Source organism: Streptomyces sp. NPDC002643, from assembly GCF_053592555.1.
The window spans coordinates 20,095-46,701 of record NZ_JBSFVY010000028.1 but is presented as its reverse complement, the minus strand read 5'-3'; the positions used below and the strand labels follow the sequence as shown (position 1 = coordinate 46,701).

Annotated in this window: 24 protein-coding genes; 5 read left to right on the top strand and 19 right to left on the bottom strand. The window is 71.0% G+C overall.

The window, feature by feature from the left end:
* Positions 1-112: 112 nt before the first annotated feature.
* Entirely contained in the window at positions 113-1,138 is a 1,026-nt protein-coding gene (gene denD / locus ACWD4G_RS33800; RefSeq protein ID WP_451300296.1) for a D-erythronate dehydrogenase, read from the bottom strand.
* 201 nt (positions 1,139-1,339) lie between these two features.
* On the opposite strand from denD, the gene ACWD4G_RS33795 reads away from it, so the two are divergent.
* The gene (locus ACWD4G_RS33795; protein ID WP_451300294.1) at positions 1,340-2,179 is read left to right on the top strand and encodes a methyltransferase; all 840 of its coding nucleotides are present in this window, start codon (positions 1,340-1,342) and stop codon (positions 2,177-2,179) included.
* A gap of 283 nt (positions 2,180-2,462) precedes the next feature.
* Here the strand turns inward: ACWD4G_RS33795 and ACWD4G_RS33790 are convergent, their stop codons facing one another.
* The gene (locus ACWD4G_RS33790; protein WP_451300292.1) at positions 2,463-3,608 is read right to left on the bottom strand and encodes a hypothetical protein; all 1,146 of its coding nucleotides are present in this window, start codon (positions 3,606-3,608) and stop codon (positions 2,463-2,465) included.
* A 273-nt stretch (positions 3,609-3,881) separates the two neighbouring features.
* Here ACWD4G_RS33790 and ACWD4G_RS33785 point away from each other — a divergent pair, with 273 nt between their 5' ends.
* Positions 3,882-5,426 (top strand): AMP-binding protein, encoded by a 1,545-nt coding sequence (locus ACWD4G_RS33785; RefSeq protein ID WP_451300290.1) that lies wholly within the window; start codon positions 3,882-3,884, stop codon positions 5,424-5,426.
* A gap of 33 nt (positions 5,427-5,459) precedes the next feature.
* Here the strand turns inward: ACWD4G_RS33785 and ACWD4G_RS33780 are convergent, their stop codons facing one another.
* The 13 genes from ACWD4G_RS33780 to pqqA form a co-directional block, all read right to left on the bottom strand.
* Entirely contained in the window at positions 5,460-6,182 is a 723-nt protein-coding gene (locus ACWD4G_RS33780) for a hypothetical protein (RefSeq protein ID WP_451300288.1), read from the bottom strand.
* A gap of 162 nt (positions 6,183-6,344) precedes the next feature.
* Positions 6,345-8,468, bottom strand: coding sequence for a PQQ-dependent sugar dehydrogenase (locus ACWD4G_RS33775; protein WP_451300286.1), 2,124 nt, complete (start codon positions 8,466-8,468; stop codon positions 6,345-6,347).
* 55 nt (positions 8,469-8,523) lie between these two features.
* Positions 8,524-9,474 (bottom strand): LamG-like jellyroll fold domain-containing protein, encoded by a 951-nt coding sequence (locus ACWD4G_RS33770; protein ID WP_451300284.1) that lies wholly within the window; start codon positions 9,472-9,474, stop codon positions 8,524-8,526.
* Positions 9,475-9,491: 17 nt separating this feature from the next.
* A complete protein-coding gene (locus ACWD4G_RS33765; protein ID WP_451300282.1) occupies positions 9,492-10,307 on the bottom strand; it encodes an ABC transporter ATP-binding protein in 816 nt (271 codons plus the stop codon).
* A complete protein-coding gene (locus ACWD4G_RS33760; protein WP_451300281.1) occupies positions 10,297-11,070 on the bottom strand; it encodes an ABC transporter ATP-binding protein in 774 nt (257 codons plus the stop codon). The genes ACWD4G_RS33765 and ACWD4G_RS33760 overlap by 11 nt, the downstream gene beginning before the upstream one ends.
* A complete protein-coding gene (locus ACWD4G_RS33755) occupies positions 11,051-12,163 on the bottom strand; it encodes a branched-chain amino acid ABC transporter permease (RefSeq protein ID WP_451300279.1) in 1,113 nt (370 codons plus the stop codon). The genes ACWD4G_RS33760 and ACWD4G_RS33755 overlap by 20 nt, the downstream gene beginning before the upstream one ends.
* 28 nt (positions 12,164-12,191) lie before the next feature.
* The gene (locus tag ACWD4G_RS33750) at positions 12,192-13,079 is read right to left on the bottom strand and encodes a branched-chain amino acid ABC transporter permease (RefSeq protein ID WP_451300277.1); all 888 of its coding nucleotides are present in this window, start codon (positions 13,077-13,079) and stop codon (positions 12,192-12,194) included.
* Between the two features lie 7 nt (positions 13,080-13,086).
* Positions 13,087-14,340, bottom strand: a complete 1,254-nt coding sequence (locus ACWD4G_RS33745; protein ID WP_451300275.1) for an amino acid ABC transporter substrate-binding protein — start codon at positions 14,338-14,340, stop codon at positions 13,087-13,089.
* Complete coding sequence (pqqE, locus tag ACWD4G_RS33740; protein WP_451300273.1) at positions 14,337-15,572, bottom strand: pyrroloquinoline quinone biosynthesis protein PqqE; 1,236 nt, start codon at positions 15,570-15,572, stop codon at positions 14,337-14,339. Before pqqE ends, ACWD4G_RS33745 begins: the two co-directional genes overlap by 4 nt.
* Positions 15,569-15,832, bottom strand: coding sequence for a pyrroloquinoline quinone biosynthesis peptide chaperone PqqD (pqqD, locus tag ACWD4G_RS33735; RefSeq protein ID WP_451300271.1), 264 nt, complete (start codon positions 15,830-15,832; stop codon positions 15,569-15,571). The genes pqqE and pqqD overlap by 4 nt, the downstream gene beginning before the upstream one ends.
* Before the next feature lie 2 nt (positions 15,833-15,834).
* A complete protein-coding gene (pqqC, locus tag ACWD4G_RS33730; protein ID WP_451300269.1) occupies positions 15,835-16,560 on the bottom strand; it encodes a pyrroloquinoline-quinone synthase PqqC in 726 nt (241 codons plus the stop codon).
* Complete coding sequence (locus ACWD4G_RS33725; protein ID WP_451300267.1) at positions 16,557-17,555, bottom strand: MBL fold metallo-hydrolase; 999 nt, start codon at positions 17,553-17,555, stop codon at positions 16,557-16,559. The genes pqqC and ACWD4G_RS33725 overlap by 4 nt, the downstream gene beginning before the upstream one ends.
* 9 nt (positions 17,556-17,564) lie before the next feature.
* Positions 17,565-17,702: a pyrroloquinoline quinone precursor peptide PqqA gene (gene pqqA, locus ACWD4G_RS33720; RefSeq protein ID WP_451300265.1), complete on the bottom strand. Its 138-nt coding sequence runs from the start codon at positions 17,700-17,702 to the stop codon at positions 17,565-17,567.
* 287 nt (positions 17,703-17,989) lie between these two features.
* On the opposite strand from pqqA, the gene ACWD4G_RS33715 reads away from it, so the two are divergent.
* Positions 17,990-19,078 (top strand): PQQ-dependent sugar dehydrogenase, encoded by a 1,089-nt coding sequence (locus ACWD4G_RS33715; RefSeq protein ID WP_451300263.1) that lies wholly within the window; start codon positions 17,990-17,992, stop codon positions 19,076-19,078.
* Here the strand turns inward: ACWD4G_RS33715 and ACWD4G_RS33710 are convergent.
* Positions 19,060-19,905 carry an SAM-dependent methyltransferase gene (locus ACWD4G_RS33710; protein ID WP_451300261.1) on the bottom strand — a complete coding sequence of 282 codons (846 nt, stop codon included), beginning with the start codon at positions 19,903-19,905 and terminating at the stop codon, positions 19,060-19,062. The two genes, ACWD4G_RS33715 and ACWD4G_RS33710, sit on opposite strands and share 19 nt — an antisense overlap.
* Before the next feature lie 237 nt (positions 19,906-20,142).
* Between ACWD4G_RS33710 and ACWD4G_RS33705 the strand changes: the two genes are divergently transcribed.
* Positions 20,143-20,358, top strand: coding sequence for a hypothetical protein (locus ACWD4G_RS33705; protein WP_451300259.1), 216 nt, complete (start codon positions 20,143-20,145; stop codon positions 20,356-20,358).
* 134 nt (positions 20,359-20,492) lie between these two features.
* Here the strand turns inward: ACWD4G_RS33705 and htpG are convergent, their stop codons facing one another.
* A complete protein-coding gene (gene htpG, locus ACWD4G_RS33700; protein ID WP_451300257.1) occupies positions 20,493-22,403 on the bottom strand; it encodes a molecular chaperone HtpG in 1,911 nt (636 codons plus the stop codon).
* 235 nt (positions 22,404-22,638) lie between these two features.
* Between htpG and ACWD4G_RS33695 the strand changes: the two genes are divergently transcribed.
* A complete protein-coding gene (locus ACWD4G_RS33695) occupies positions 22,639-24,726 on the top strand; it encodes a SpoIIE family protein phosphatase (protein WP_451300255.1) in 2,088 nt (695 codons plus the stop codon).
* 57 nt (positions 24,727-24,783) lie between these two features.
* Here the strand turns inward: ACWD4G_RS33695 and ACWD4G_RS33690 are convergent, their stop codons facing one another.
* Positions 24,784-25,086 carry a hypothetical protein gene (locus ACWD4G_RS33690; RefSeq protein WP_451300253.1) on the bottom strand — a complete coding sequence of 101 codons (303 nt, stop codon included), beginning with the start codon at positions 25,084-25,086 and terminating at the stop codon, positions 24,784-24,786.
* 356 nt (positions 25,087-25,442) lie between these two features.
* A complete protein-coding gene (locus ACWD4G_RS33685; protein ID WP_451300251.1) occupies positions 25,443-26,402 on the bottom strand; it encodes a LacI family DNA-binding transcriptional regulator in 960 nt (319 codons plus the stop codon).
* Positions 26,403-26,607 lie beyond the last annotated feature (205 nt).

Here is a 26,607-nt window from a genome sequence, read left to right as displayed (position 1 = left end):
TGGGTTTGCTGTCGTCGATGGTCGATGGGGGCGCCGCTCACACGGGCGCCGCGACAAGAGAAGTATCTCTTCTTATGAAATGTCGGGCATTGTGGGGCCGAGATGGGGTGTCCTACCGGTCCGATCCATCGGGCGCGTGAGCCGGATGCGCGGCGCCGTCGGTGAGGTGGGCGTGGATGATCGACCGGAAGTCCGGGTCGGGGTGCAGGCCCAGTGCGGTGGCGCGTCGGTTGTCGAAGACGGCCGGCCATGAGCCGACGATGGCCTCGACGGCGGGGTCGGGCTCGACGGTGACGAGATCGGCGACGGCATCGCCGGCCACCTGCCGGAGCGTGCTGAGGATCTCGGCGACGGAGACGGTCAGGGCGGGGAGGTTGACGGGCAGTCGGCCGTCGAGTCGGCCGGGACCGGGCCCCCGTTCGACCTGTGCGATGCGGAGGAGACCGTGGACGGTGCGCCGTGGTGAGGCCAGGGCCACCCGCAGGCCGGGGCGTACCGGGCAGACGGCCGGGAGCCCGGCGAGGGGCTCGCGGACGATCGAGGACAGAAAACCGGAGGCCGCCTTGTTGGGCCTGCCGGGCCGTACGGTGACGGTCATCAGCCGGGCGACGCGTCCGTCGATGAAACCACGGCGGGTCTGATCGGCGATCAACTGCTCGCAGACGAGCTTCTGCGCGCCGTAGCTGGACTGCGGCATGGCGAGGGTCGCTTCGCTGATCACGGGTGGGAGGGGAAGCGCGGCGTCGGAACCGTAGACGGCGAGGCTGCTGGCGAACACCAGTCGCGGCACCGCGCCACCGGCGGCCGACTGGGCGCGGGCGGCTTCCAGCAGGGCGCGGGTGGTGTCCACGTTGGCGCTCATACCGAGGTCGAAGTCGACCTCGCACTCCGCGGAGACGGCGGCGGCGAGGTGGAACACCACATCGACCGGCTCGGCGAACATCTCGTCGAGCCGGTCGGTCAACTCGCCGTGAACGACCTCCACCAGCGGATCACCGGCCACCGGATCGGGCGGGGCGACTCGGTCGGCGAGGACCAGCCGCCGGATCGGTGCGCCGTCGAACGTCCGGGTCCGGAGCAGAGCCGAGGCCAGCAGGCGTCCCAGGAATCCGGACGCGCCCGTGATGACGACCCTCACGGCCCTCTCCTCCCGCAAGCACCCCGACACCGGCTCTCGGCCGGCCGGAGCGACGACATACAGGTCTCGACGGAACAGTGTGGCATCCGGTCCGATCAGCCCGAGGACCGCTGGGCTTGTCGCCGGGCGTGTGGCGGGGGGCGATATCCAGAGCCTCGCCGCACCGCTCATCGGTGTGGCTCCGCGAGGGATGATCGGGGTATGACCCAGCGTGCCGATGACGGTTATCTCTTGGACAACCAGCAGGTCGAGGCGGGGGAGCGCTTCGATGCCCTGGCCTCCCTCTTCGACGCCTCCACCTTCCGTCACTTCGATGACCTCGGGGTCTCGGAGGGCTGGCGCTGCTGGGAGGTCGGCGCCGGTGGGCCCTCGGTGGTACGGGGCCTGGCCGAGCGGGTGGGCCCCACGGGCCATGTTCTGGCGACGGACATCGACACGTCGTGGCTCGCGACCTGGGACGGGGCGCCGCAGGTCGAGATACGCCACCATGACGTCGGGCGCGACGAGCCGCCGCCGGGGCCCTACGACCTCGTCCACGCCCGCCTGGTCCTCGTCCACATCGCCGACCGTGAGCGGGCGCTGCGTGCGATGGCGGGTTCCCTGCGCCCCGGTGGATGGCTGCTGCTGGAGGACGCCGACCCGGCGCTCCAGCCCCTGATCTGCCCCGATGAGTTCGGCCCGCCACAACGTCTGGCCAACAAACTCCGCCATGCCTTCCGCGCGCTCCTCGCCGAGCGGGGCGCCGACCTGTCGTACGGGCGCCGGCTGCCGAGGCTGCTGCGGGAGGCGGGCCTGGTCGATGTGCGAGCGGACGCCTACTTCCCGGTCACGGGTCCGGCCTGCGATGCACTGGAGGCGGCCACCGTGCGGCAGGTCCGCGACCGGCTGGTGGAAAGGGGGTACGCGACGCGGGCGGAGATCGACACCCATCTCGCCGACATCGCCGCGGGCGGCCTGGATCTGGCGACCTCCCCGATGATCTCGGCGTGGGGGCGCAAGCCCGGCCCCGGCCCCGACGCTGTCCGGCAGCGCCCGTCGTAGGAGGCCGGAAGCCGGCTGAGAAGCCCCCCGCCTCCGCCGGTTCCCTAGCGGGTGACCAGGCCGAACACCGGATAGATCTTCGGCTGGGGATCGGGGACACCGAGCTGGCGCGGGATCGGGAGGAGGGTCTCGCCGAACTGCTGGAACGGCCTCCTCCGACTCCCACTGAGCCGAACGGGGGCCCGCCTCGTGCCGGAGCGGATCGTCGCCGGCCACCAGCAGGGCGATACCGGTGGCCGGGACGGCGAACGCGGCGGTGTACGGCGGGGCCCCGGCGCCGGGGTCAGAGGTGGAGGCGTTCGGTGTAGGCCTCGGTCGGGGGATACGGGGTGGGGCTCGTCATGCCGGCCGACCAGAAGCCCGTGGTGCCGGGGATGGGTGTGACGTCGTTGAGGTACGGCGCCGGGGCCGTACCGGCCGGGCCCCGGACCATGGTCCAGGTGTCGCCGTCCCGGCGCAGATACGTACTGCGGGTCTGGTCCTGGTAGTTCCAGCCGGATATCCACGCGGCGCGGCCCTGCGCGTCGGCCGCGATTCCGGTCAGCGACCCGACGACGAAGCCCGCCTCCAGCCGGGTCCACGTGGTGCCGTCCCAGTGGCCGAGGGCGGGGTTTCCGGGACGGCCCGGCGGTCCCCCGGCGCCGGCCTCGGTGCCCACCGCCCATACGTCGTCCGGGCCGGCCGGGTGGAGATCGGCGATGCCCAGCCGCAGCCCCGTGATCGGCGGGAGGACCGTCCACGCGCCGTCCCAGCGGGCCACGAGCCCGGACCAGCCCCCGCCGTTCGACTGGTCTCCGCCCACCCAGACCTCACCGGTCGGGCGCACCACCACCCGGTACAGATACGCGCTCGCCACGGGCAGCGGGTCCAGCCACCGCCATCGACGCCCGTCACCGTGCAGCAGACCTGCGGCGCCGCCCCGGCTGCCGCAGATCCACACCTGTCGGCCGGGGCCGACCGCCACCGAGTAGAGCTGGACGTCCGGTTCGCCCATGCCGGGGAACGTGGCTTCCTGCCAGGTGGTGCCGTTCCAGCGCAGCAGGGGGCTGCCGTCGCCGGTGGGCCGGCCCACGCTCCACGCCGTGCCGGAGCAGTCTCCGGCGACGTCGGTCAGCCGTGTGTGAGTGAGGTGCGACAGATCGGTCTTCGTCCAGGCGCTGCCGTTCCAGAGCATGGCCAGCCCCCGGGCCCCGGACGGCCCGGCGAGGTTCTCCTCGCCCACGGCCCAGGCCAGTCGGGGGCCGGCGGCGGAGATACGGCGCAGTTGCGCGGCGGGGATGCTGCCGGGGGCGGCCACGGCCTGCCAACCCTGCGTACGGGCCGTCTCCTGCGTGCGGGGTGTCGGCGCGTCGGCCCGTGACTGAGCCGGGCCGAGCGCGAGCCCCGAGAGCGCGCCGAGCGTCCCTGCCACAAGTCGTCTTCGTCTCACAGCTGATCCTTCCGGGCGAATCGGTCGGTCGGGAGGGACCACCGTGGACCAGCGGGCCGGAGAGGTCCAGACATTCACACGACGAACCGCGTGATTCCTCTCCGGGAGGCGCAGCATCTCCCTGATGTCCTTGCTCGTTGACCCGCTGAGCCGCCGCACGACCATCGCGTCACCGTGGTGACTCCGTCCCGGCCCCGCCGAGCCGGGACGCAGCCGATCGGCCGTTTTCCGTGGCTCCTTGACCCCTTCACCGATGGAAAGCAGGGAAGAACGATGCGAGTTCCGATGACGATCGCCGACTTTCTGGACCGCGCGGAGCTGGGGTTCGCGGGCAGTCCGGGAGTGATCGACGAGCCCCGACAGCCCGCGACCCCGGTGGCGACAGCCACCTACGGGCAGTTGGCGCAACGCGTCCGGGCCTGGCAGGCGGGCCTGGACCGGCTGGGCGTGGGGGAGGGGGAGCGCGTCGCCGTGGTCGGCCACAACTCGGCGCGCTTGCTGGAGCTGCTGTTCGCCGTGCCGATGAGTGGCCGGATCTGTGTGCCCGTCAACTTCCGGTTGAAGCGGGAGGAGATCGACTACGTGGTGCGGCAGAGCGGTTCCTCGGTGCTGCTCGTCGACCCGGAGCTGCGGGACACGGTCGCCGATACCGAGGTGGCCCACCGGTTCGTCCTGGGGGAGGAGACGGAGACGGAGCTGATGCGTTTCGGTGTCGAGCCCCGCCCGTGGACGGACCCGGACGAGGACGCCACCGCGACGATCAACTACACCTCGGGAACGACCGCGCGCCCCAAGGGAGTTCAGCTCACCCACCGCAACATCTGGGTCAACGGGCTCACCTTCGGCCTGCACACCCGGGCGTGGGAGGGGGACGTGTACCTCCACACGCTCCCGATGTTCCACTGCAACGGCTGGGGGATGCCGTTCGTGATGGCCGGGCTCGGCGCCAAGCAGGTCGTCCTGCGCAAGGTCGAAGGGGCGGAGATCCTGCGCCGCGTCGAGGAGCACGGGGTCACCCTGATGTGCGGTGCGCCGGCGGTGTGGAACACGGTCGTGAACGCGGCGGCGGACTGGAAGGGCGAGATCCCGGGGCGTGACCGGGTCAGGATCGTGTGCGCCGGAGCCCCGCCGCCGAGCCGTCTGATCCAGCGGGTCGAGGAGGAACTGGGCTGGGAGTTCACCCAGATCTACGGTCTGACCGAGACCTCCCCGCTGCTGACGTTCAACCGCGCCCGGCCCGAGGACGCGGCCCTTCCGGCGGCGGAGCGGGCCCGGAAACTGTCACGAGCGGGGCTCCCCGCGCTCGGCGTGAAACTCGGACTCGCCGACTCCGGCGAGGTGCTGGCACGGTCGAACGTCGTCCTCGACGGCTACTGGAACAAGCCGGAGGAGACGGCGGACGCACTCGCGGACGGCTGGTTCCACACCGGCGACGGCGGGGCCATCGATGACGAGGACGGGCATCTGACGATCTCGGACCGCAAGAAGGACGTGATCATCACCGGTGGCGAGAACGTGTCGTCGATCGAGGTGGAGGACATCATCTTCAGCCATCCGGCGGTGGCGGAGGTGGCGGTCATCGGAGTACCGGACGACGCGCGGTGGGGGGAGACCGTCAAAGCCCTGGTGGTGAGGGCGGAGGGCGCCGAGGTGAGCGAGACGGAGATCATCGCGCACTGCAAGGAGCACCTGGCGGGATACAAGGCTCCGACGAGTGTCGAGTTCCGCGACACGATCCCGAGGACGGCGACGGGAAAGATCCAGAAGTTCAAGCTGCGGGCGCCCTACTGGGACGGACGCGACCGCCGCGTCAACTGACGTGGGGGCGGCGGCTCTTCCGGGGGAGTGCCTTCAGCCGGCGGGCCGTGGATCGATCCACAACGACTCGGAGGCGGCGCACAGTTCACCCTCGGCCGTGGCGAGCGCCACGCCCATCGTGTGCTTGCGGCCGGACTCCGACAGCAGCCACGCGTACACGATGTACGGCTCGCCCACGGTGACCGGCCGCAGAAGCGTGCCCGTCAGGGACGCGGTGACCGCGCCCGGTCGCAGGGTGCCCAGGAAGCGGCCCGCCCAGTGTCCCGGGCAGTCCAGGGCGCCCCACACCAGATGGGGCGGGAGCAGCCCGTCCGGGTCGGCGAACGCCCCCGGCGGGACCCAGGCGGAGGCCACGAGGTCGAGATCCGGTACCGGCGCGCAGTGCAGCCGCAGTCCGCGGCCCTCGGTGCGCAGGCCGCAGCCGAAGCAGTCGACCACCCCCGGCGGGGGCGCCGCCCGGAACCTCTCGGCCGCGTCGGCCGCCTCGTCCCAGGAAGGCGCGGGCGGCACGTCGAGCGGCAACTCGCCGGGTCGCGCGGCGGCGAGCGGCCGCCCGGCCTCGCCCAACTCCACGCCGCCGCCCGCCGTTTCCGCGATCCGTACGGGCACCCCGACCGGCACCGGCCCACGGAAGTCCACCCGTACCGCCGGCGCCCCGGACCTCCGCGCCAACACTCCGGCGACGTAGCCGCCGAAGGCCACCCCGGGGTAGCCGATGTACAGCTCCGGAACCACGATCGCGTCACTCGTCGTCATGATCCCCACTTCACCACACCAGGGACCGCGCGCCGCCGACCGACCGGCCGCCCCGGTGGCGCCCGGCTCCGGCCGGTTCCTGGTCCGCCGAGGTCAGCGGGGGCGGCGGTCGTACGTGCGGAAGGCGGCTCCGCCGGGGAGGACGGTGTGGTCGGTGAGGCTTCAGGACCCAGGGGAGGGGGAGGCGACCTCCAGGGCACGCAGTCGGCCGGTGTTGTCGAACGAACCGAAGCCGATCCTGCCGGAGGCGAGGGTGGTGTCGACGGCGGTCATCAGTGGCCGTTTCGAGCCGTCGACGTAGACCGCGATCTCGCCCGTGCTCGCGCAGCGCACCACCCGCACCTTGTGCCAGGCGGTGTCGGTGATGGCCGGCGCAGCGCCCGTCGTCCCGTTCCACTGGTCGTCGACGCGCAGCCGGTCGGCGTCGTCCACGACGAAGACGCCGTTGTGGGGGTAGACCGTGTTGTCCTGCGACAGGTGGACGTAGGAGAACCTCGTGTCCGACTGATGGCCGAAGACGATGATCACGTCCCGGTTGGTGATCTCGACGGGGGTGTCGATGCGGACCTCGGCGTCGATCCGTACGTCGCCGTACTCCTGGCCCGCCGTCAGCACCGCGTACTCGAAGGGGCGGCGCGGGCCGGGGCGCTGGACCCCGGCCTCGGCGAGGACGGCCTCGCGGCCCGGGAACCGCCACTTGGACGGGGTGACGGGAGCCCAGTTCCGGCCGTCCATCACATGGGTGAGCCGGGAGCCGTCGGTGTCGCAGGAGGCGAACGTCCGGGTGCCGGTGACCTTCCAGATCCTGCCGTTGGCCTTCGACAGCAGATACAGCTCGCCCTCGGCGTCCTGTCCGAAGTGCAGGTCCACCCGGGCGTTCTGGGCCAGGTCCCGCATGGTGACGCGCCTGCCGCCCGCGTCGTACAGCATCAGGTCGTACAGCTGCGCCAGTTCCTCGCCGCCGCGCCGCATGTCCTTGGTGTCGGCGAACAGCAGACGTCCGTCGACGATGTCCCCGAAGACGTACGCGCCGCGCAGCGCGGGCAGGTCACGGCCTCGGTAGACGAAGCCGCCGACGACGGCCCGGCCCACGTCGGAGGTGCAGTCCCAGTCGGCGGGCGGGTCGTGGTCGTAGGCGGCGACGGGATAGGTGTAGCCGTACTTCTCGTCGTCCTCGGGCAGGGGGAGGATCTGGTCGCAGGGGTCGGCGGCCGTCCTGTCGAAGACGAAGGGGCCCTCGCGTTCGCTCCAGCCGAAGTTGTCGCCCGCGCGCACCTCGTAGACCGACTCGACGGCGTGCTGGCCGATGTTGCCGAGGTACATGCGGTGGCCGGCCGCCGGGTCCCAGCTGAAGCGGTGCGGGTCGCGCAGACCGTACGCGTAGATCTCGCCGAGCGCGCCGGGGGTGTCGGTGAACGGGTTGCCGGCCGGGATTCCGTACCCGCCGTTGGCGCTGTTCGTGCCGCGTGGGTCGATGCGCAGGATCTTGCCGTGCGGCAGGGAGAGGTCCTGCGGCTCGGTGTTCCTGACGCCCTGGCCGCCGTCGCCGACGGCGAGGTAGAGCAGCCCTCGGTCGCGGTCGTGGGGACCGGCCGTCGGGTTGAAGTCGATCTGCTGGATGCCGTGGATCGGGCCGGCGAAGCCGATGCGCAGGACCTCCCGGCGGGTGCCGGCGAAGGTGTCGGCCGAGGGGTTGCCGGCGGTCCACTCGGTGACGATGCCGTGGTAGACGGTGGCCGCCTGCTGCCGGTAATCAGGTACGGCCGTGGCGGCGGAGGCCAGTTCGGTGTGCACGGTGTAGAAGCGGCCGTTGCGCCGGAAGCCGGGGTCGAAGGTGACGAACCCGAAGCCCTGGCCGAGACCCCGGCTGGCGAAGAACGCGGGGGAGAAGGTGGCGGCGATGTCCAGGTAGAGCTGGGGGCTGGCGCCGTCCTCGACCAGGTAGAGCTTGCCGTTGAGGTCGGGTACGGCCTTCCGGCCGGAGCGGTCGGGGAGTTCGCTGAGGTGGTTGATACGGGCGTGCCGCATCAGCCGGGGGTCGGTGACCGGGCCGGGCGGCGGATCGGTCTTCGGGAAGGAGGCGTACTCCTCGACGGTCAGCCCGATGCCGGACGCGGCGGGCCGCTCGGGGATGGGGTCGGTGAGGGGGCCGGAAGCCGCCGCGAGCGCCGTGCCGGGGAGGGCGACCAGGGCCGACAGCAACAGCGCCAGGACGACCGGGGGGATCAAGGGGATCAAGGGGATCAGTGAGCGGGCTCGGGGTCCGGCGCCGGGGGATGCGGACATGTGAAGGGCACTCCTTTGTCGACGTGGGGTGTCGGTGGGCTGTCGACCTGGGTCGTCAGCGGGGGGCCACCAGCCGGTACTGGGCCCGTATCCGGTCGCCGCCGACCGCGCTGTCCAGGAACATCAGACTGTCCACGCGGCAGTCGCAGGGATTGCGCTCGGCGGTGTTCTGCGGAAAACTGCCGCCGATCTTGATGCCCCGGGGATCGGTGGGCGAGGCGCGGTGCGGGCCCGGCCCCGAGAGGTCCCAGGGATCTCCGGGAACGGTGTGGAAGCCCTCCAGCCGCCGCCCATCGCGGTACAGCGCCATCGCTCCCGTGTCGAAGTCGAAGGTGGCGGCGAGGAAGACCCACTCGCCGACCGGCAGCAGGGCCCGCCAGTCCCGCGAGGCGGCGAACGTCTGCGAAGCCGCCCCGTCGACGCGCCTGCCGAGGGCGACGAGCCGCAGTTCGCCGTTCACCTCGATGATCTCCAGCAGGCCCCGCACCGCGTGTCCGTCGGAGTCCCCCGACAGCACCCCGGCCAGGCCCACGGCACCGTAACGGTCGTCCGGGGCCGCCGTGTTGCTGTTGAGCCCCGGGTTCGGGCCGGTCATCTTGAACCAGCCCATCACAGTCATCCCCTCGACCGCGTTGAACGCCCGGAGCGTCGGCACGCCCGAAGGCCCGTACACCCCCGCCTTCCAGTCGTCGTCGCCCTTGGATTCCGGATCGATCTGCCGCACCTGGAGCGAGGCCCGGCTGCCCCGGTGCGCTCCGTCCTTCGCGCGCATCGCCGCTCCGCCGCCGACCAAGTCGATGTCGGTGCGGGAGAAGCCCAGGTCACGTTCCCTCGCTGGGTTGCCGTGGACCGGGTGCTCGAAGTCGTAGTACGCCGCCAGGTGGGGGCGGAGGGAGGGGTGTACGGCTCCGGCTCCGGCTCCGGCTGCGGGAGGTGCTGCTGCCGTGGTGGTGAGGGCGGTCAGCAGTGCGGCGACTCCCGCGAGCGTGTTCTGTCCGCTGCGCATCAGCATTCTCCTCGGAGTCATCGGCGCGCGGGCCGGCCGCCCAGATACAGTTCGCCGAGCCGAGGGTCGGCGAGCAACTCACGTGCCGGGCCCGCGACATGGACCCGGCCGAGGTCGAGGACACAGCCGGTGTCGGCGGTCTCCAGGGCGCGTCGCGCGTTCTGTTCGACCAGCAGGACGGCGATCCCCGCGTCCCGCATCCGCACGATCTGCTCGAAGACCACCCCGGTCGCCCTGGGATCGAGACCCATGGACGGCTCGTCGAGGAGCACGACCCGGGGTTCGACCATCAGTGAGCGCGCGAACTCCACCTGCTTCTGCTGTCCGCCGGAGAGCAGCCCGGCCAGGCTCGTCCACCGCTCGGCCACGACCGGGAACAGCGCCCGTACGAAGTCGGCCCGCTCGGCGAGGAGCGCCTTGTCCCGCAGGGTGTAGCCGCCGAGCAGGACGTTCTCGGCGACCGTCATCTCCCGGAACACACTGTGACCTTGGAGGACATGGGCGACTCCGGCGGCGAGCATCCGCTGCGGTCCATGGCCGGTGACGTCCTCGCCGTCGACGAGAATCCGGCCCGAGCGGGGCGAGAGGAGACCGCTGGCCACTTTCAGGACGGTGGACTTGCCCGCGCCGTTGGGGCCGACGAGGCAGACGATCGCCCCGGCCGGCACGCGGACCGTCAGCCCGCGCAGGACCAGTGCCGCCCGGCCGTATCCGGCGCGGATGTCGTCGAGTTCGAGAAGGTACGCCGGGTCGGTGCCGGTGTTGGTGGCCGAGTGGCTGCCGGTTCCGGTCGCGGTGTCGGTCTCGGAGTGGGTGTGAGAGTCAGACGCCAAGGTATGCCCCGAGGACTCGTTCGTCGGACTGGATCAGTGCGGGCGGGCCCTGTGCGATCGGCCGGCCGCGGTCGAACACGACGACGTGGTCACTGAGACTCATGACCATGTCCATGTTGTGCTCGACGATCAGGAACGTCCGCCCCTCGGCGTTGAGTTCGCGGACCAGATCGCCGATGCGGTCGATGAGCGCCGGGTTGACCCCGCCCGCGGGTTCGTCCAGCAGGATCAGCTCCGGATCGCTCGTCAGGACGCCCGCCAGCTCCAGCAACTTCTGCTGGCCCCAGGAGAGTTGGCGGGCCTCCGCCCGCTCCAGGTGCTCGATGCCCATCCGGGTCAGCCAGTACCGGGCCCGCTCGGTCTCCGCACGCGTGCCCGAGCGCGCGAGCTGTCCGGTGAGACCGCGCGGGCGGACGGCGGCCAGGAGGTTGTCCAGCACGGTCATCCGGGGGAAGACCCGGCAGAGCTGGAAGGAACGCCCGACGCCGGCGCGGGCGATCCGGTGCGGGGGTCTGCCCGTGAGGTCGAGGCCGCGGTAGGTGACGCGACCGGAGTCCGGGCGGATCATCCCGGTGACACAGTTGAAGAAGGTCGTCTTGCCCGAACCATTGGGCCCGATCAGGGCGTTGACCTTGCCGTGGTGGAAGGTCACGGTGGCCGAGTCGAGCGCGGTGACGCCACCGAAGGCCTTGGTGAGCCCGGTGGTCGAGAGGCTCGGCTCGGGCTCCGCCTCAGGTGCTGATTCAGGTGCCGCTTCGCTCACCGTTCCTCACCTCCGTTCCATCGCGTCCGTCACGCCCGTCGATCTCCCCGCGCCCGTCGATCTCCTCACGCCCGTCGGTCCCTTCGCGCCGCTCCCGCAGCTCGGCCGCGGTCACCTCCCGGATGGAGGCGTCACCGGTCGGGCGGAACCGGCGGAGCAGGGCGCCGGCGGCCGGGATGACGCCGTCCGGCATGAACGTCACGACGACGCCGAGGAGCAGCCCCGCCACGACCAGGTGCAACGGTGTGTCCCCGTACTCGACCTTGGAGTACTCCAGGGCGTACCCGACGATCAGCGCCCCCAGCAGCGGCCCGTACAACTGGCGTACGCCGCCGAGCAGGGCCATCAGCACCATGTACGCCCCGCTGAGGATGGAGAACTGGAAGACCGGGTCGAGGTCGCCGAACCACAGGGCGTACAGCCCGCCGGCCAGCGCGGTGAAGGCGGCGGAGACGACGAAGACCACCAGCTTGTAGGCGAAGGTGGGGATGCCGAGGGACTGGGCCTTGTCCTCGTCCTCGCGGATCGCCTTCAGCCCCATGCCGAACCGTGAGCGGTCGATGACCCACCAGACCAGCAGCGCCGTCGCGAGCAGCGCCAGGAAGAGGAAGTAGAAGGTCCGGTGGTGCTCGGCGCGCGGCATGCCCGGGAACGGGCGCGGTACGACCAGGCCTCGGGAACCGCCGGTGAGGGAAGCCCAGCTCTGGAAGACCAGCAGCAGGATGAGGACGAGGGCGATGGAGACGATGACGAAGGAGGCGCCGCGCACCCGCAGGGCGGCGTACCCGACCGGAACGGCGAGTGCCGCCACCATCGCCGCCGCGACGAACAGCGCGACGAAGGGCGGGAGTTCGCCCTTGGCGGCCAGCAGTCCGGTCCCGTAGGCGCCGAGTCCGGCGAACGCCCCGTGTCCGAGGGAGACATAGCCGGTGAAGCCGCCGACGAAGTTCCAGGAGGTGGAGAGCACCGCGTAGTTGAGGATGGCGATGCCCACGGTGATCTCGTAGGGGCTCGGGGCCATGGACGGGAAGGAGAGGGCGACGAACGCCGCCACGAGGAGGGCGCCGAGATGGACGAACCCGCCTGGATGCACGAACCCGCCTGGACGTACGACCCTGAGGTCAGAACCTCTGCGCAAGCCGCCCCCCGAAGAATCCCTGCGGCCTGACGGCCAGCGTGGCGAAGAGCGCGACGTAGAACACGGTCTGCGCCCAGGTGGTGGACAGCTCCAGTTGCAGCAGGCTCTGGAGGATGCCCAGTGTCATGGCGGCGATGGCGGCGCCCGGCACACTGCCGAGTCCGCCGACGACGATGATGGCCATCAGCGGGCCGATCCAGTGCCAGTGCAGCGACGGGTAGATGGTGGTGTCGAGGGCGAGGGCCGTGCCGCCGACGGCCGCCGTGGCGAGACCGAGCCCGAACCCGTAGCCGGCGATCCGGTCGGTGTCGATGCCGAGCAGCCGGGCGGCGTCCGGGTGCTGGATGGTGGCGCGCAGGGCCTGGCCGAACCGGCTGTGCTTCATGAGGAGGTACAGGCCGAGCAGGGCGAGTGCGGCCAGACCGAAGGCGATCAGCTTCACCACCGCCACGCGTGCCCCGAGGAACTCGATGCTCGCCGAGCTGTAGCCGAGCCGGATACGGCGCTGGGTGCCGCTGAACGCGTACCCGAGCAGCCCCTCGATGACCAGGGCCACCGCGAACGTGAGCAGCACGGACATCATGGTGAGCGTCGCCGGGCGGAGCCGGGTCAGCAGCAGCCGTTGCATGGCGACGCCCGCGGCGAAGAACAGGGGCACGGTGACGACCAGGGTGAGCAGAGGGTCGACGCCGGTCTCCCGGTGCGCGAACCAGGCGAGGTAGGCGGCGAGGATCAGGAAGGCGGAGTGGGCGATCATCACGACGCGCATCACACCGAAGTAGAGGGTGAGGCCCGCCGCCAGCAGGGCGTACAGCCCGCCCAGCAGCACACCGAGGACGACGCTCTGGAAGACGAGGCTCGCGGAGGGCATCCCCGCCTCACCACTTCGGCTTCGGATAGATCAGCTCGGCTTCCTTCTGCGCCTCGGGAAGCACGATCTGTATCTCACCGCCGACCCACTGCTGGATCATGTGCGCGCTCTGCGGACGCCCCTTGTCGTCCCACTTCAGCGGCCCCACGACGGTCTCCACCTCATGGCCGCGCAGCCACTTCACCAACTCGCTCTGGCAGTCCGGGTCCTGGGAAGCGCACCCGGCGGCCTCGACGGCGGCGGCCACCACCTGACCAGTCGTATAGGCGTTGGCCTGGTCCTCCTCGGGTGCCTCGCCGAACTGCTCGGTGTACTTCTCGACGAACTCCTTGTTGCTCGGGTAGTCGGCCCTCTGGGTGTAGCCGGTGGGCGCGAGTATCCCCTCCGTCTTGTTGCCGATGGCCTTCGCGAACTCCGGTTCGGTCGGCGCGGTGGAGAAGGCGGCCAGCTTCGGCTGGTAGTCGAGCTGCTGCAGGGCGACGATCAGATTGACGCCGTCCTGGTACTGCGTGCCGCCCACCACCATGTCCGCCTTCGAGTCGGCGATCTTGGCCGCGATATTGCCGAAATCGGTGGTGTTGGGAGGGTAGACCTCGTCGGCGACGGTCCTGATGCCGCCCTTCTCCAGCTTCTCCTTCAGCCCGTAGGCGGTTCCCTGGGCGAAGGGGTCGTCCATGGCGGCGTACGCCACCGTCTTCGGGCGCTCGTTCTCCGGCAGGGCCAGGATGTGGTCGGCCAGGTGGTTGTAGTGGTCGTCGGCGACGGCCGGAGCGGCGTAGAAGAGGTTCTCGAAGCCCTGTTCGAAGACCTCCGGTGCCGCGCCCGCCGGTTCGACGAAGAGCATCCCGTACTCCTCGGCCACCCGCGCGGACGGGACGACGAGCCGGGTGGAGAACGGCCCGAAGAGCAGATCGACCTCGTGCCTGCCGATCAGCTGCTCGTAGTCGGAGACGACACGGTCGGCGCTGGACTGGTCGTCGAGGATCTTCAACTCGACCTCGCGGCCCAGCAGTCCGCCCTTGTCGTTGACGATCTTCGCCCAGGCCTTGTAGCCCCGTTCGACGCCCTTGCCGGGTTCGGAGAAGTCCCCGGTGAGCGGTAAGGAGACTCCGATCACGATGGGGTCGTCGGCCGAGTCCTGGGAACCGGCGCCCGAACCGCAGGCACTGGCGGCGAGCACCAGGGCGAGCGTGCCGGCGGCGACCCCTGCTGGTCTGCCTGGTCTGCGGTGCGTTACGTGGCTGCGGTGCGTTCTGGTCATCGCGTGACACCCCTCGTGGCGTGCGTGTGGTGGCGATCGGGCCCGCGGTAGACGTAGCGCGGGGCGTCGGCGGACGGAGGATCGATGGGCGGCTTCTGGGGCGGGGTGCGCGGCGCCTCCGAGAAGCTGCGCGGCCCCTCCGACAGGGCGCGCGGCCCCTCCGACAGGGCGCGTGGCCCCTCCGACAAGGCGCGTACGAGCGCGTGGTCGGGGGAGAGCGCGCAGGCGGGGTCGGTGCGGGCGGCGTCACCGGTGAGCGCGTGGGCCTGGCAGCGGCAGCCGCCGAAGTCGATCTCGCGGCGGGGACAGCCACCGCAGGGCCCGCTCATCCACGCGGTGCCGCGATAGCGGTCGAAGGCCGGGGAACTGTTCCAGATCCATTCCAGGGACCGGTCGCGTACGTTCGGTACGTCAGGGCCCAGCAGGTCCCGGGACGCGGGGCACGGCAGGACGGCGCCGTCCGGGGCGACGGTCAGCGACACCGCTCCCCAGCCGCCCATGCAGGGTTTCGGCACGCCGTCGAAGTAGTCCGGCACGACCCACACCAGCTCGGTGGTGCCCGCCAGCCGCTCCCGGTGGTGCTCGACCGCCTCCCGGGCGCGGGAGAGCTGGTCACGGCCGGGCAGCAGCGCGGCGCGGTTGCGCAGGGCCCACCCGTGGAACTGCGCGTTGGCCAGCTCGATCCGCTCGGCACCCCAGGCCACACCCAGCTCCACGATGTCGTCGACGGCGTCGAGGTTGTCGCGGTGCAGGACGACATTGAGGCCCAGCGGCAGGCCCGCCTCGCGCACGAGGGCGGCGGCCCGTTCCTTCGCCTCGAACGACCGGCGACCGGCGATCCGGTCGGATGCCGTCGGATCGGCGTGCTGCACCGACAGCTGGACGCTGCGCAGCCCGGCGGACACCAGCGCGGACATGCGCGCCGCGCTCAACCCGACGCCGCTGGTGACCAGTTGGGTGTAGATCCCGGCCGACTCGGCGGAGGCGACGACAGCCGGGAGATCGCGGCGGAGCAGGGGCTCGCCACCGGAGAGATGGGTGTGCACGACACCGAGGTCCGCCGCTTGCCGGAACACCGCGTCCCACTCCTCGGCGGAGAGTTCGTGGGAACGGCGCGTGAGTTCCAGGGGGTTGGAGCAGTACGGGCAGTGCAGCGGACAGGCGTGGGTGAGTTCGGCCAGCAGGGCCCAGGGCGCCGGCGGAGCCGTGCCCGTGAGCGGCGGACTCGTCATCGCAGCCAGCCCTCCTCGCGTACGCGGTCGAGGAACGGGGGGACTTCGGCCGCCACGGGGGCGCCCGGGAAGCGTGCCGCCAACTCCTCGACGATCTCGTCCACATGCCGGCGGCCGTCGCAGAGCCGGAGGACATCCGCCGCCCGGCCACTGAGGACCACCACCCGTTCCGGCAGGACCAACAGGTCCGCCCCGCGCACCCGGTCGTGGCGGAGTACGACCGAACGTGCCAGCGCCGGCCGCCATCCGGTCGCGGTCACGGTCACTGCCGCTCCTTCCGGTCGCCGTGGTCGATTGCGTCCAGCAGCGACCACAGCACGTCGCACTTGAAGGCGAGGGCCGCGACGGCACGCTCCTGGTCGGCCTCGGTGCGGGCCCAGTCCAGGACGAGGCCCAGTGCCTCGCCGCTGTCCTGGCGGCCCTGGGTCTCGCGGGAACGGAAGTAGGCGAGACCGTCGGCGTCGATCCACCGGTAGTGACGCTCGAACGCGGCGATGCGCGTACGCATGATGCCCGGCGCGGACAGCTCGGTGAGGGACGCCGCGATGGCTTCCAGCGGGGAGCGGAGCCGGCAGAAGTTGACGTATCCGTCCACCGCCAGCCGTACCCCGGGCAGCACTCCCTCGCCGGACAGCAGCTCGGACCGGTCGAGTCCCGCGGCCTCGCCCAGCCTCAGCCACCGCTCGATACCGCCCTCGCCCTCGGCCCGGCCGTCGTGCTCCTCGATCCGCCGCAGCCACATACGGCGCAGCCGCGGAGTGTCCAGCTTGGCCAGGATCAGGGCGTCCTTGACGGGGATGTGCCGCTGGTAGTGGAACCGGTTGAGAATCCAGCGGCGCAGCTCGTCCGGACTCAACTCCCCTTGGTGCATACGTACGTTGAAGGGGTGGCGGTCGTGGTAGTGGTCCCGGGCCACGGCTCTGAGCCGATCCTCGAAGCGCCCTTCCCCGAAGATCGTCGCCGTACCCGTGCCGATGCCTGCGCTCACAGTGCGATCACCATTCCGTCTCCGGCCACCTCGATGCCCCGGTCGGCCAGCCGCTTGTGCTGCGGTGCGCTCGGATCGACGAGGGGATTCGTGTTGTTCAGATGGGTGTAGAGACAGCGGGCGCCGAGCGGCGCCAGACGCTCCGCCGTGCCGCCCGGCCCGTCGATCGGGAGGTGCCCCATACCGGTCGCGGTGCGCGGGGAGATACCCGTGCGCCGGGGTTCCTCGTCGTCCCAGAACGTGCCGTCGACGATCACACAGTCGGCCTCGGCGACGGCGGAGTCCAGGGCGTCCGGCCAGGCGGCGAGCGCGGGCGCGTAGACGGCCTTCGCCCCGGTGGCACGGTCGGTGAGCAGCAGCGCGACGACCCACGGATCGCCTTCGGGGCCGGGCAGGTCCGCCGCGTAGCGGGGGCGTTTGCCGGAGACGGGGATCGCGCTGATCGTGACGGCCGAGTCCTCCGTGAGCGGTTCGGACCGCTCCTCGGGCAGTTCGCGCCAGGTGAGTGGGGTGTAGGGGCCGAGGACGGCGTCCAGCCGCAGCCCGGTGAGCAGTGCCTCGCGCACGGCGTCGGTCGCGAGCAGCTCCAGTCCACCGGCACCGGCTTCGCGCAGCCGGGCGATGCCGAGCGTGTGGTCGAGTTCGGCGTCGGTCAGGATCAACCCGGCGATCGGGGTCCGGCGAGAACCGGGGCGGGTGCCGGGGGAGGGGGCGGCGACGGGGACGGAGTCCGAGTCGGATTCCGAGTCGGAGTGGGAGTGGGGGTCGGGAGGGGAGACGGAGAGGGGGCGGAGTGCGGGGCAGTTCTCGATCTGGTCGCCGATGTCCGGTGTGGCGTTGACGATGAACCAGCGGTCCTCGGACGCCTGTACGGCGAGTGAGGCGTGGTGGCGGCGCCATGTGGGGTGGGCGCGCGCCCCGGAGCAGCCGGGGCACGCGCAGTTCCACTGGGGTACGCCACCGCCCGCCGCGGTGCCGAGCACGTGCAGCAGCACGGCGGCGGGCTAACGGTTGCTCAGGACGTAGGCGGTGACCTCCAACGCGGTCTCGACGACCACGAAGTCGGGGGTCTGCCAGCTCGGCGCCTCTTCGTGGACGGGTGGCGTCTGAACTTCCACCGCCTGCTGTACGGATTCGGTCATGGGCCGTACCTGCCTTCCGATGTGGGGGACCGGTTGTGCCTGGCGGCCAGGTGGTGCTGTGTTCGGGTGGTGCTGTGTTGCAGAATCGCGAGCATCGTCCACCCGGGTCAATGGGGCGACAGAAAATGCTCCGATCTCTTGTTGGACGAAAACGAAAACGCCAAGGTCGGTCGCTATTGGTACTTGACCGTCCCTCGTATACCTCCTACCTTCCGGTGAGCTGACTACTTATCAGGTTCCGGTTGCTTCACGGCTTCCTGACACCCCCCACAGCGAGGAGCTCGCCCATGCGCGGATTCCGAACCATCACATCAACCGCTGCCGCGGCCGTGCTGACCGCCGGTCTCCTCGGTACGGCGGCCGGCACCGGAAACGCCACGGCCCGCACCGACGGCGGCGTCGCCTCGGTCCCGTCGGCCATCCGCACCGTCTCGTCCGGCTGGACCGTCCCCTGGGGCCTGAGCTGGCTGCCCGACGGGTCGGCGCTCGTCACCGAACGGGACTCCTTCAAGCTCTTCAGGCTCACCCAGGCGGGCACGAGGACCGAGATCGGCACCGTGCCCGATGTCGTGACCACCAACGGCGAGGGCGGCCTCCTCGGCGTCGCCGTCTCACCGACCTGGAACAGCGACCACCACGTCTACCTCATGCACTCGGCGGCCTCCGACAACCGCATCGTCCGGATGACCTACGACGGCTCCACGCTCGGCGGCTACACGGTGCTCGTCACCGGCATCGCCAAGAACAAGTACCACAACGGCGGCCGCCTCAAGTTCGGCCCGGACGGCCACCTCTACGCCACCACCGGCGACGCGCAGAACGGCAACCTCGCCCAGGACAGGAACTCCCTCAACGGGAAGATCCTCAGGATGACGAAGGAAGGCAGGCCCGCCCCCGGCAACCCGTTCGGCACCCTCGTCTTCTCCCTCGGCCACCGCAACCCCCAGGGCATCACCTGGGACGCCCAAGGCAGGCTCTGGGAGGCCGAGTTCGGCAACAGCAAGTACGACGAACTCAATCTGATCGAGTCCGGCAAGAACTACGGCTGGCCGGTCTGCGAAGGCGGCTGCTCCACCTCCGGCATGACCAGCCCCAAGCGGCAGTGGACGGTCAGCGAGGCCTCCCCGAGCGCGGTCGCGTACGCCGACGGCGCCCTCTACCTGGCGGCACTGCGCGGCGAGCGGCTGTGGCGCGTTCCGGTCAGCGGCACCAGCGCCGGTACCCCCGTCGCGTACTACACCACCCAGTACGGCCGGCTGCGCACGGTGGAGAAGGTCCCCGGCAAGAACGCCCTGTGGCTGGCCACCACCAACGCCGACAACAACGGAGGCGAACCGGACGGCGCGGACCGGGTGTTTCAGGTCGATCTGCGGTAAGGGCCCGTGCGACCGGTCTTCTCCGCCACAGCCCCCAACTGGGGTACGACCGTGGGCTCGTCCCCGGGGTCGGGGCGCCACAGGGAGCACGGGACGAGGCCCGGCTCCAGGAGCGTGAGGCCGTTGAAGTACTCGCCGATCCGTTGGCTGTCGCGCGCGGTGACCGGGGGTTTGGCGTTGGCGTTCCAGAACGCCATCGCCTCCCATTGGAGGTCGCCGCCGAACTCGGGGTCGGTGGTGGGATGCGTCAGCACGAGAAAGCTGCCGGGCGCCAGCGGTTCCAGCAGCCGCGCGGTGATGGCCCGCGCTTCCGTGTCGTCGAGGACGAAGTTGAGGATGCCGAGCAGCATCAGCGCGACGGGCTCGGTGAAGTCGAGTGTCTCGCCGGCGATGCGCAGGATGGTGTCCGGGTCGTGCGCGTCGGCGTCGATGTAGGTTGCGGCACCCTCCTTCGTACTGGTCAGCCGGGTGCGGGCGTACGCGAGAACGGTGGGGTCGTTGTCGACGTACACGATGCGCGAGGCGGGCGCGACGCGCTGGGCGATCTCGTGGGTGTTCTCCAGAGCGGGCAGGCCGGTGCCGATGTCGAGGAACTGGCGTATCCCCCGCTCCTCGGCCAGGTGACGCACGGCACGGATGAGGAACCGCCGGTCGGCGGACGCGATGTCGCGGATCACGGGGATCATTCCGGCGACGTGATCACCGACCTGACGGTCGACCTCGTAGTTGTCCTGGCCGCCCTGCCAGTAGTTCCAGACGCGGGCGTTGTGCGCCGTGCCGGTGTCGGCCTGCTTGCCCGGGACCTCGGTGGCCTGCTTCTCGCTCACGTCAACCTCTCCTCGTAGGCCCAGGAATCCTAGGGCGGCGACCAGTTGGGGCGCCATGCGGTGTGATGCGGTGCCCTCGCGTACCGGTGGTCCTCGACGGGCCGGTGACGCTTCGGGGCCGGGACCGTGTCCTGGGGCCATCAGGGTGGTCGCAGGTCGTGTCGAGTCGATGGGGGCCGGGGCGGCTGGCCATGCTGGGCCGTCAGCGGCGTCCGTCCCGGCGACAAGGAGCAGGCCATGACGAACGACCCGGTCGAACGATTCCTCGCGGCACTGGACCCCGAGCATCGGGACGATGTCGGCGCCAGGCCACGCGAGCAGCAGGAACAGCTCGCGGCGGCCTGGGAGCGGGAGCTGGACGCCGACACCGAACTCGACACCCTCGACGAGCTCTCCCCTCCGGCCGCCGAGGCCGAAGCGGCCCGCCGCGTCATGGCCCGCGAAACCGACTAGGTTCCGGGAAACCCGCCGGGTTCGCCGGCCTTCCCTCTCCCCGCGCCGGGACGATCGCACGGTCGCCGCGGGGGTGTGCACCCGAACGCCGCCGAGTGCACACCCACCGCCGACCACCGTGCGGCGAGGCCGCGTTACAGGGCGCGCCGCAGGCGGTCCGCCATCAGCTTGACGAAGCGGGACGGTTCCTTGGGCCGGCCGCCCTCGGCGAGCACGGCCAGGCCGTGCAGGAGTTCGGCGGTCTCGGCGAGGGCCGTGCGGTCCTCGCTGTCCTTGTACGCCTGGTTGAGGCCCTTGACGAGCCCGTGGTCCGGGTTGAGCTCCAGGATGCGCTTGGCGCGGGGCACCTCCTGACCCATGGCGCGGTACATGTTCTCCAGGGCCGGGGTCAGATCGTGCGCGTCGGACACGACGCACGCCGGGGAGACGGTGAGACGGGAGGACAGCCGTACGTCCTTGATGTCCTCGTCTAGCTGCTCCTTCATCCAGCCGAGCAGCCCCGCGTAGTCCTCGGCCCGCTCCTCCCGCTCGGCGTCGGAGGTGTCCTCGTCCTTGGCGTCGAGGTCGACCCGGCCCTTGGCCACGGACCGCAGACTCTTGCCCTCGTACTCGCCGACGGCATCCGCCCACACCTCGTCGACGGGGTCGGTGAGCAGCAGCACCTCGATGCCCCGGTCCCGGAACGCCTCCATGTGCGGGGAGTTCTCGATGCTCTCCCGGGACTCGCCGGTGAGGTAGTAGATGTCCTCCTGGCCGTCCTTCATCCGCTCCACGTAACTCTTGAGCGTGGTCGGCTCGGAGTCGTGGTGGGTGGTCGGGAACGAGGAGACGGCGAGGAGGGCGTCCCGGTTCTCCGAGTCGGTGACCAGGCCCTCCTTGAGGACCGTGCCGAACTCCCGCCAGAACGTGGCGTAGCGGTCCTGGTCCTTGGCCATCAGGTCCTTGACCGTGGACAGGACCTTCTTCGTCAGCCGTCGCCGCATCATCTCGATGTGCCGGTCCTGCTGAAGGATCTCGCGGGACACGTTGAGCGAGAGGTCCGCCGCGTCGACGACACCCTTGACGAAGCGGAGGTACGGCGGCAGCAGCGCCTCGCAGTCGTCCATGATGAACACACGCTTGACGTACAGCTGTACGCCCCGCTTGGCGTCCCGGGTGAACAGATCGTGCGGGGCGTGGGCGGGCAGGAACAGCAGGGCCTGGTACTCGAAGGTGCCCTCCGCCTGGAGCCGGATCGTCTCCAGCGGATCGCGCCAGTCGTGGCCGATGTGCTTGTACAGCTCGTGGTACTCGTCGTCGGACACCTCGTCGCGCGAGCGCGCCCACAGCGCCTTCATGGAGTTGAGCGTCTCGGGCTCGGGCGCCTCGGCGCCGTCCTCCCCTGTGGGGGAGGGCTCGGGCACCATGCGGACCGGCCAGGTGATGAAGTCCGAGTACCGCTTGATGATCTCCCTGATCTTCCACGGGGAGGTGTAGTCGTGCAGCTGGTTCTCGGGGTCGGCCGGCTTGAGGTGGAGGGTGACGGAGGTGCCCTGCGGGGCGTCGTCGACCGTGTCCAGCGTGTACGTGCCCTCACCGCGCGAGGTCCAGCGGGTGCCCTGGCTCTCGCCGGCGCGGCGGGTCAGCAGGGTGACCTCGTCGGCCACCATGAAACCGGAGTAGAACCCGACACCGAACTGACCGATGAGCCCCTCCTCGCCGGCCGAGTCCTTCGCCTCCTTCAGCTCCTCCAGGAACTTGGCGGTGCCGGAGTTGGCGATCGTCCCGATGAGCCGCCCGACCTCGTCGTAGGACATCCCGATGCCGTTGTCCCGCACGGTCAGTGTGCGGGCGTCCTTGTCGACATCGATATCGATGTGCAGATCGGACACATCGGCGTCGAGCGTGTCGTTCCACAGCTTCTCCAGGCGCAGCTTGTCCAGCGCGTCGGAGGCGTTGGAGACGAGCTCCCTCAGGAAGACATCCTTGTTCGAGTAAACCGAGTGGATCATCAGCCGCAGCAGCTGACGGGCCTCCACCTGAAACTCAAACGTCTCAGTCGGCATGGTCGCGTGTACCTCACGAATCCTGTCGTCCGGAACTGGCGGTTGCCACACTAAAACACCACGTCAGGGGCAGTGGTCGAAAGCCGGACAACGGCCGCTGCCCAGCCGGGGGCCGAAACGGCCGACCGGGGCGGCCAGGGCGTGCGGTGTCCCGCCGGCAGAGGTATGACGGACAGGTGGCCCGGCGGAAGGCGCCCGGAGCGCGGCATGCGCCGCCGCCGTAGGGAGCGTGGGCATGTCTGAGCGAGAGACCCCGACGGGGAGCGGTCGGCAGGACGGCATCACTGCCGCTCCTGGTGGGCTGCTGGACGTGCTGCGGGTGGCGGCCCTCGTCCTCGGCAGCGACGGCCGGATCGCGCTGTGGAGCCCCGAAGCCGAGTCGCTGCTCGGCTTCACCGCCGCCGAAGCGCTCGGCCAGGACGCCGGCCACCTGCTCGTGGCCCCGGAGAACCGGACGCGGGCCCACGAACTGTTCGACCGCGTACGGACGGGGGCGCGCTGGGCGGGGGTCTTTCCGGTGCGGCACAAGGACGGCTCCACACGCCGCGTGGAGTTCCGCACCATGCAGTTGCGCGACGCCCGCGGCGACATCCACGCCCTCGGCCTGGGCACCGACGCCGAGACCGTACGGAACGTGGAGCGGGACCTGGCCCTGTCCCACATCCTCGTCAGCCAGTCACCGGTCGGCATCGCGGTCTTCGACACCGATCTGCGCTGGGTGCGTGTCAATCCGTCACTGGAACGCCTCAACGGTGTCCCCGAGGAGGCGGTGCTCGGCCGTAGGGTCGGCGAGGTGCTGCCCGCCCTCGACGTGGAGGCCATCGAGGCGCGGATGCGGCGGGTCCTTCGGACCGGTGAGCCGCTGCTGGACCAGCAGACCGTCGGCCGGACCGCCGCCGACAGCGAGGAGCACGCCTACTCGGAGTCGTACCACCGGATCGAGGACGCAGGCGGGCGGGTGCTGGGCCTGGCGATGGCCATCCTCGACATCTCCGAGCGGCAGCGGGCGGCGGCCGAGGTCGCCAAGGCACGCGAGCGCCTGGCCGTGATAGCCGACGCCGGTGTCCGCATCGGCACCACACTCGACCTGCGCCGCACCGCACAGGAACTCGCGGACGTGGCCGTGCCCCAGCTCGCCGACCTCGCGGCCGTCGACGTACTCGACGCGGTGGTCGACCCCGGCGGCACGGCCGCGCCACGGGCCGACGGCTCCCTCGACCTCTGGGAACTCGCCCTCAGCACGAGCAGACCCAGCGAAGCGCTCACGGCCGAGGAGCCGGTCGGGGACCCGGTCGGAGATCCGGTCGGAGAGCCTGCCGTGTACAGCTCGTCCCGGCTGGTCGCCCAGTGCGTACGCCAGGCACGGCCGATCCTGCTGGAGCAGGTCGACGACACGGCGATACGCCGTATCGCCAGGGACGACTCCGGGGCCGAGAGGCTGCGGAGCGCCGGTGTCCACTCCTATCTGGCCGCTCCGCTGATGGCCCGCGGCGAGGTACTGGGTGCGCTCAGCCTGTGCCGCACGGGCAACCCCCGGCCGTTCGACGACCAGGACCTCGCACTCGCCACCGAGCTGGCCGCGCGCGCAGCGATCTGCATCGACAACGCCCGGCTGTACGGACGTGAACGCGACATCGCGCTCACCCTCCAGCGCAGCCTGCTGCCGCAGGAGCCACCGCACCACGGCTGTATGGAGGTCGCCTCCCGCTATCTGCCCGCGATCAGCGAGGTGGGCGGGGACTGGTTCGATGTGCTTCCGCTCAAGGACGACAAGGTCGGCCTGGTCGTCGGCGATGTGATGGGCAAGGGCGTGCGCGCCGCGGCGATCATGGGCCAGCTCCGCACGGCCACCCGCGCTCTCGCCCGGCTGGATCTGCCCCCGGCCGAGCTGCTGTACCACCTCGACGACCTCGCCGCCTCGCTCGGCGACTCCGACTCACTGGCCACCTGCCTCTACGTCGTCTGCGATCCTCGGCACGGCCGGTGCGAGGTCTCCCGCGCGGGCCATCTCCCGCCGGTCGTGGTCGAACCGGACGGGAAGGCCGCGCTCCTCGACATCGCCGCCGGGGTGCCGCTCGGGGTGGGCGGTGTGCCCTTCACCGTGGGGCAGCGGGAACTCGCCGAAGGGACACTGCTCGCGCTGTTCACGGACGGCCTCGTGGAAAGCCACGCCACGCCCATCGACACCGGGCTGCGAAGCCTGCTCCGCCTGCTGGACGGCACCCGCCTCCCCCTGGAGGAGACATGCGACCTGCTGCTCGGCGCCCTCAACCGCGAACCGGACGACGACGTGGCCCTGCTCCTGGCCCGCCGCAGGAGGTGAGGCCGTCCCCACAGCCTCACCCTGAGCTTTCCCGCTTTGCCGCCGTCCAGCAGCTTCCTACGAGCATCCGTACTTCGGCCGCTCCGCCGTCACCACCCGGGCGCGCGGCGCGGGCAGGAGCAGGGTCGTCGGTACGGAGCCGGACGCGGACACCGGCGCCGCGCTCGTCGACCGGGCCGTGCGCGCCGCCGACCCGGTGCGGGCCGGGCAGCGGGCGACGGCCCGTGGACGCCGGTGGGGCGGGCCCGAGTCCGTCCGGGGCGGCTCCGCGTCCGCGACGGACGGAGTCAGTGTGCACATCGTCCGCAACCGGTCCTGGCAGCCGACGACGGTGACCGCCGCCACGGCGATGCGAGACATGGTGTCGCCCCGGAGCCTCGGCCGACGACTCCGTGGACCTCGGGCCGTGGGACGTACGGGTGCTCGCCGAGGTGACCGGACCCTGAACGCCGGGATCGCGCGGGGACGTGCCGCCGCGTCAGCGCGCCGGCCCATGGGCGGCGCGGCCAGTACGGTGAACGCCGCCCATGGGTGAGCGTGCGCCTTCGGTGATGTGAAGGACTGGCTGGATCAGCGAGCAGGCGGGGGGCTTGGGCTGCTCCTGTCCGGCGGGTCACAGCGGTGACGGCGGTCGTGGCCCGTCCCGCGCACATCGCCCCTGGGCCATCTGCTCGTTGTCGTCGTCGTTACGGCCCCGTCGCCACCGGCCGGGAACATCACGTCTCGGCGGCCCCCGAACTCTCGCGGATGATCAGGTCCGTCCCCGCGAAGGTCGGGGCGGGAGTCCGGTAGTCGCTCTCCAACTGGCCGCGCAGCAGCTCGAAGGCGTCGCGGCCCAGGCCCTGGAAGTCCATGCGCACGGTGGACAGGGCGGGGGTGAGGAACTCCGAATGCGGGGCGTCGTCGAAACCGATGACGCTGACGTCCTGCGGCACCGACCGTCCGGCGTGGTGCAGGGCGCGCAGGACGCCGAGCGCCAGATCGTCGTTGCCGCACAGGACCGCCGTGACCCCCGGGTCCTCTGCGAGCCTTCGGCCCTCGTCGTAGCCGACCTGGGCGTCCCAGCCCTTGCCGCCGTGAGGTTCGGGCGGGGTGATCCCGGCGGCCTCCAGGGCCGCGCGCCAGCCCTGGGCGCGCGGGCCTTCCGAGCGCCGGGTGCCCAGGGACGTCGGGATCGCGACGTAGTGGACGGTCTCGTGACCGAGGTCCAGCAGATGGGTGGTGGCGACGCGGGCCGCCTGGCGGTCGTAGCCGACGACCAGCAGTCCGCCGCCGTCGGCCGCGGCCGTGGAGATCGTGCGGTTCAGGTCGTCGTCGGGGGTCAGCACCTTGACCACCAGCGTGTAGGCCGCGGCGCGTGCCGCCTCCTCCAGGCCCTGAAGCGTCGCTGCATAGCCGTGGAGGGTCGTGTTCGACATCAGCACGGTGACGGACCGGGTCACCCCACTGGCCAGCGCGAACGCGGTGGCGCTGCGTCGGAAGCCCAGCCTCTCGATCGCCTCCTGGACGCGCTCTCGCGTGGCCTCGCGCACGCTCGGGTGGCCGTTGATGACTCTGGAAACGGTCTGGTAGGAGACACCGGCCGCCTGGGCGACGTCCCGAATGCTGGCCGCTCTGCGCGGTTCCTGCCCGGCCGTCGAGGGGCCGTCGGGGCTTGTGTGACCGGTCACATCCATGCAAGGATTGTGAGCGGTCACAACGCCACCCGTCAAGCCACGGGCGTCGGCGTCGCCCGGCAGCCGCACCCACTGGACGAGATGCGCCCTCCCCTGCCGCATCGGCTGAGCGCCGGTGTGGAGGCCCGTGAGGGAACGCACCCTTCGACGCTCCGTGAAACCCGGTGAAGTTCCGTGAAGCCCAGTGAAACCCCGTGGAAGGAAG

What these genes read in the sequence shown, in the direction of transcription:
- ACWD4G_RS33695 (WP_451300255.1), top strand. Translation starts at nt 22,639, where the DNA reads ATGTCTGAGCGAGAGACCCCGACGGGGAGCGGTCGGCAGGACGGCATC.
- ACWD4G_RS33690 (WP_451300253.1), bottom strand. Translation starts at nt 25,086, where the DNA reads ATGTCTCGCATCGCCGTGGCGGCGGTCACCGTCGTCGGCTGCCAGGAC.
- ACWD4G_RS33705 (WP_451300259.1), top strand. Translation starts at nt 20,143, where the DNA reads ATGACGAACGACCCGGTCGAACGATTCCTCGCGGCACTGGACCCCGAG.
- pqqA (WP_451300265.1), bottom strand. Translation starts at nt 17,702, where the DNA reads ATGACCGAATCCGTACAGCAGGCGGTGGAAGTTCAGACGCCACCCGTC.
- ACWD4G_RS33715 (WP_451300263.1), top strand. Translation starts at nt 17,990, where the DNA reads ATGCGCGGATTCCGAACCATCACATCAACCGCTGCCGCGGCCGTGCTG.
- ACWD4G_RS33745 (WP_451300275.1), bottom strand. Translation starts at nt 14,340, where the DNA reads ATGACCAGAACGCACCGCAGCCACGTAACGCACCGCAGACCAGGCAGA.
- ACWD4G_RS33795 (WP_451300294.1), top strand. Translation starts at nt 1,340, where the DNA reads ATGACCCAGCGTGCCGATGACGGTTATCTCTTGGACAACCAGCAGGTC.
- ACWD4G_RS33770 (WP_451300284.1), bottom strand. Translation starts at nt 9,474, where the DNA reads ATGCGCAGCGGACAGAACACGCTCGCGGGAGTCGCCGCACTGCTGACC.
- ACWD4G_RS33780 (WP_451300288.1), bottom strand. Translation starts at nt 6,182, where the DNA reads ATGACGACGAGTGACGCGATCGTGGTTCCGGAGCTGTACATCGGCTAC.
- ACWD4G_RS33750 (WP_451300277.1), bottom strand. Translation starts at nt 13,079, where the DNA reads ATGCCCTCCGCGAGCCTCGTCTTCCAGAGCGTCGTCCTCGGTGTGCTG.
- ACWD4G_RS33785 (WP_451300290.1), top strand. Translation starts at nt 3,882, where the DNA reads ATGCGAGTTCCGATGACGATCGCCGACTTTCTGGACCGCGCGGAGCTG.
- ACWD4G_RS33775 (WP_451300286.1), bottom strand. Translation starts at nt 8,468, where the DNA reads ATGTCCGCATCCCCCGGCGCCGGACCCCGAGCCCGCTCACTGATCCCC.
- htpG (WP_451300257.1), bottom strand. Translation starts at nt 22,403, where the DNA reads ATGCCGACTGAGACGTTTGAGTTTCAGGTGGAGGCCCGTCAGCTGCTG.
- pqqE (WP_451300273.1), bottom strand. Translation starts at nt 15,572, where the DNA reads ATGACGAGTCCGCCGCTCACGGGCACGGCTCCGCCGGCGCCCTGGGCC.
- ACWD4G_RS33685 (WP_451300251.1), bottom strand. Translation starts at nt 26,402, where the DNA reads ATGGATGTGACCGGTCACACAAGCCCCGACGGCCCCTCGACGGCCGGG.